Source organism: Terriglobales bacterium (assembly GCA_035543055.1).
Lineage (GTDB): Bacteria > Acidobacteriota > Terriglobia > Terriglobales > Acidobacteriaceae > JAIQFD01.
In genome coordinates this window covers 1-3,802 of the sequence record DATKKJ010000088.1, presented here as the reverse complement: position 1 = coordinate 3,802, position 3,802 = coordinate 1, and the positions used below count along the sequence as shown (strand labels likewise).

Here is a 3,802-nt window from a genome sequence, read left to right as displayed (position 1 = left end):
GCCAGGCCAAGGGTGGAAAGGAAGAGGATTACGAGTGCAGCAGCACGGCGTACCATATGACCTCCAGCCAAACCGCATAGTCTAATACGGAGCGGTGGCTGGCTGTCAGCCCGAATCAGTGAGTACTGAGTACTTCTTCCGCGCTGCTGGCATCTAAACTAAGGAGATTCGGAACAACCACCTATGACACGCAAGCTCACTCTGGCCGCCATCTTCGCGCTGCTTTGTAGCCTGGCCTCCGCTCAGGAAGGCCCGCTCAACCCCGCCCCTCCCACCGGCATCTCGGTCAACGAGGTCATCCAGCGTTTCGCCTCCAAGGAAAAGGAATTCAAGCTCGCCCGGGAGAACTATACCTATACGCAGGATGTGAGGGTGGAGACGCCGGAGGACCGGGGCACCTACCGCGAAGTGTTCGACGTGACCTTCGATGACCGGGGGCGGCGCATCGAGAACGTGAGGTTCGCCCCCCAGTCCTCGCTGCAGCGCATCCAAATCACGCGGGAAGACTTGGACGACATCCGCAACCGCCTGCCCTTCGTGCTCACCAGCGACGAGCTGCCGGAGTACGACATCCAGTATGTCGGGCAGCAGCAGGAAGACGAGCTGCGCTGCTACGTATTCGACATCCACCCCCGCACCATTCAGAAAGACAAGCGCTACTTCGACGGCCGCATCTGGGTGGACGACAAGGACTTCCAGATCGTGAAGACCTACGGCAAGACCGTCCCCGACATCCGTAAGAAGAAAGGCCAGGAGAACCTCTTCCCCGCTTTCACCACCTACCGCGAGCAGGTGGATGGCCGCTACTGGTTCCCCACCTACACCCGCGCCGACGACACCTTGCAGTTCTCTACCGGCGACGTGCGCATCGTCGAGGTGGTGAAGTACACCAACTACAAGCGCTTCGGCGCCAAGACCCGCATCACCTACGAGGGCCAGGAACTGCCCGGGACGCAGCAACAGAAGCCGCAACCCAAGTAGCTTCTCGTTTCTAGTAAGGATACAAAGGGCCGCGATCCTCGCGGCCCTTTCTTGTCCCAAGCACACGGCGCGTGTTTCAATCGCCCCTGAAGGGGCTCGGGATCGATTTGGGACCGCCACCCCGGGCGAGGCGCCCGGGGCTACGTTCAAACGCCCGCCTGAAGGCGGGCTGCGGATCGTGACGGACAAGTACCTAGCAGACGACCGCTCACGCGGGCTCGCAAGGACGAGGGCGTCTACAGCGGTGAAAATGACCGCCCGCTTTGCGGGCAATTGAAAATAGCCCACCACGAAGTGGTGGGATAGGACGAGCACGGTAGGTAAGCCCGCTTCTCGGCGGGCGATTGAAGATGTCGCAGGGCAAGCCCCTGGGGAGAATGACGATGCATTCGATCGTGTGCGCCTTGATGCATTGCGTGTTTTCTACAAAGAACCGGCGATCGACCATCAAGCCAGAGATGCAACTGCGCCTGTGGGAATTCATGGGTGGTATCGCGCGGCAGAACGGCGCAGTGGCACTGGCGGTCGGAGGGGTGGAGGAGCACGTGCACCTTCTCCTCTCGTTATCGGCGAATACCCCGATCGCAAAGGTGATGCGGGAGGTGAAGGCGGGTTCGTCGAAATTCATGCACGAGACGTTCGCGGTGGATTTTGCATGGCAGGACGGGTACGGGGCGTTTTCCATCGGAGCGTCGCAAAAGGAACACACCGTCCAATACATCGCGAACCAAGCCGAGCACCATAAGAAGAGATCGTTCGAGGAGGAATTCGGGGCGCTGTGCCGGTTGTATGGAGTGGAATTGAGCGGTCAATCGCCCGCCTGAAGGTGGGCTCACACGGCCACAGCGTTCCAGCCTACCCACTACTTCGTGGTGAGCTATTTTCAAATGCCCGCCTGAAGGCGGGTTCGCGGCCGAGGACGGCCGCGCTACGTGATCATTTCCGCCGCTCACTTGCATTCCGACTTCATGTCCTGGGCAGCGACGATCTGCCACTTGCCGCCGCGCTTCAGCCAGGTGTCGGTCCAGATCAGGGTCTCGGGATGCTCTTTCCCGTCCGCCGCTTTGAGCGTGCGGCTCTCGCTGCCATACACCAGGGCGACGGTTTCGCCGAAGAAGCGGACCTTGGCCTCGTCCAGCCGGCAATCGCTGATCTGACGCGTCGGATGCCTGGATTCTTCGGTCTCTTCAGCCTTGGTGTAGCGCTTTCCATCGGGAGCCGTGCCCTGGAAGTCTTCGGCCAGGATGGTCTCGGAGATGAGGTTGTGGTCGCAGGCGTCCTCCGCCCACCGCCGCTCCATGTCGATCATGTACTTCGCCGTTTTGTCGTCGGGAGCAGCCCAGCGGCCCTGTTGGGCGAGTGCGGGGATTGCGGCCAGGAGCGTGAGCGCGAATATCACCAGGTAGCGGGTCATGGGCGGAAGAGTACCAAGTACCAGGTACCAGGTACCAGGTACCAGGCGGAGCGGAAGTACCAAGTACCAGGTACCAAGTCACAGACGTGGGGAGCAGCGGCGTGGTACCGTCCGCCGAAATCGGAGGACTGCCGATGCCGCAATCATTCAAGGACCTGGTGGCGTGGCAAAAGGCCATGGATATGGCCGACGCGATCTATGACGCTACCGCCGATTTTCCGCAGCGCGAGATGTACCGATTGGCCGACCAGATGCGCCGCGCAGCGGTATCGATTCCCAGCAACATTGCGGAAGGGCAGGCTCGATTTTCCAATCGAGACTTCCGGCACTTCCTTCGCGATGCGCGTGGATCCTTGGCGGAGCTGGAAACCCAGATCCTCATATCCGAGCGGCGGCATTACCTAACGCCGCAGACGACTTCAGCCCTGGTCCAACGTGTAGTCGAACTCGGCCGCATCCTCAACGGCCTCATGAGTTCGCTGAAGGTTGAAGACTGATTCTTCCCGCTTGGTACTTGGTACTTGGTACTGGGTACTTGGTACTCAGTAGAAGAGGTACTTCCTCCACTTGGCGTCGGAGCGCCCCAGCATGCGCATGATGTGGCGGCTGGTGTGGAGGGAGAAGGCGCGGGGCTCGCGCAGCAGTTTCATACCGGCCTCGGCCAGCAGCTGGTTGCCCTTGGTGCGGTTGCAGGAATGGCAGCAGGCGACCAGGTTCTCCCAGGCGGAGAGCCCGCCCCGGGAGCGCGGCACCACGTGGTCCAGGGTGAGCTCGCTCGAGGGCAGCGACTTGCCGCAGTACTGGCAGGTATTGCGGTCGCGGAGCAGGATGTTCTTGCGCGACAGGGCCCGGGTCTGGTGGGGGATACGGCGGTATTCCAGCAGGCGGATGACCGAGGGCACGCGCATGGCCATGCGGGCGGCGTGCAGGAAATGTCCGTTCTCCTCCTCGGTCATGGCCACGCCCTTGAGCACCAGCACGATGGCGCGGCGCGCGGCGCAGATGTTGATGGGCTCATACGACGCGTTGAGCACCAGCACCGGCGCGTGCATCACGTTGCGGCCGTCGTGGTGCGGCGGCGACGGCACCACGTGCGGGATCTGACGGATGTGCTTGGCCTTCCCGGGGTTCGATCGATCTGGCATAGCCCTAGGCGGTCGCGGCCAGCGCCGCTTCCTCCTCCCTGCTCTCATTGTTTGATGCTGCCGCCATGGGCTCGGACTTCAGCACGCGAGCCACGGTGGCAACGAAAACCCTGGAAGCCCCGGCGCGGCGCAGGACGCGCGCGCACTCGGAGACGGTGGTGCCGGTGGTGAAGACGTCGTCCACCAGGACGACGTCGCGGCCGGCGATCTGTTCCGGCGCCATGACTGCGAAGGCCCCGCGGACATTGGCCCGGCGCTGGGC

The 3,802-nt window shown here is 62.3% G+C and carries 6 protein-coding genes; 3 read left to right on the top strand and 3 right to left on the bottom strand.

The genetic code is table 11. The features are described from left to right. The first annotated feature begins 183 nt into the window (after positions 1–183). Together VMS96_06900 and tnpA are read left to right on the top strand one after the other, a co-directional pair. Positions 184–981: a hypothetical protein gene (locus VMS96_06900; GenBank protein ID HVP43143.1), complete on the top strand. Its 798-nt coding sequence runs from the start codon at positions 184–186 to the stop codon at positions 979–981. A 383-nt stretch (positions 982–1,364) separates the two neighbouring features. After that, on the top strand, positions 1,365–1,805 hold the full coding sequence (tnpA, locus tag VMS96_06895) for an IS200/IS605 family transposase (GenBank protein ID HVP43142.1): 441 nt from the start codon (positions 1,365–1,367) through the stop codon (positions 1,803–1,805). Between the two features lie 125 nt (positions 1,806–1,930). Here tnpA and VMS96_06890 read toward each other — a convergent pair whose 3' ends face one another. Beyond that, positions 1,931–2,395 carry a nuclear transport factor 2 family protein gene (locus VMS96_06890; protein ID HVP43141.1) on the bottom strand — a complete coding sequence of 155 codons (465 nt, stop codon included), beginning with the start codon at positions 2,393–2,395 and terminating at the stop codon, positions 1,931–1,933. Positions 2,396–2,529: 134 nt separating this feature from the next. Between VMS96_06890 and VMS96_06885 the strand changes: the two genes are divergently transcribed. Further along, positions 2,530–2,892 carry a four helix bundle protein gene (locus tag VMS96_06885; protein ID HVP43140.1) on the top strand — a complete coding sequence of 121 codons (363 nt, stop codon included), beginning with the start codon at positions 2,530–2,532 and terminating at the stop codon, positions 2,890–2,892. 45 nt (positions 2,893–2,937) lie between these two features. On the opposite strand, the gene VMS96_06880 is transcribed toward VMS96_06885, so the two are convergent. Together VMS96_06880 and VMS96_06875 are read right to left on the bottom strand one after the other, a co-directional pair. Then, complete coding sequence (locus VMS96_06880) at positions 2,938–3,540, bottom strand: HNH endonuclease (protein ID HVP43139.1); 603 nt, start codon at positions 3,538–3,540, stop codon at positions 2,938–2,940. Between the two features lie 4 nt (positions 3,541–3,544). Continuing rightward, positions 3,545–3,802, bottom strand: a 258-nt coding sequence (locus VMS96_06875; protein ID HVP43138.1) for a phosphoribosyltransferase family protein, incomplete at its 5' end; no start/stop codon positions are given.

Coding starts and splice junctions, on each gene's coding strand:
- VMS96_06900 (HVP43143.1), top strand. CDS start 184: ATGACACGCAAGCTCACTCTGGCCGCCATCTTCGCGCTGCTTTGTAGC.
- tnpA (HVP43142.1), top strand. CDS start 1,365: ATGCATTCGATCGTGTGCGCCTTGATGCATTGCGTGTTTTCTACAAAG.
- VMS96_06890 (HVP43141.1), bottom strand. CDS start 2,395: ATGACCCGCTACCTGGTGATATTCGCGCTCACGCTCCTGGCCGCAATC.
- VMS96_06885 (HVP43140.1), top strand. CDS start 2,530: ATGCCGCAATCATTCAAGGACCTGGTGGCGTGGCAAAAGGCCATGGAT.
- VMS96_06880 (HVP43139.1), bottom strand. CDS start 3,540: ATGCCAGATCGATCGAACCCCGGGAAGGCCAAGCACATCCGTCAGATC.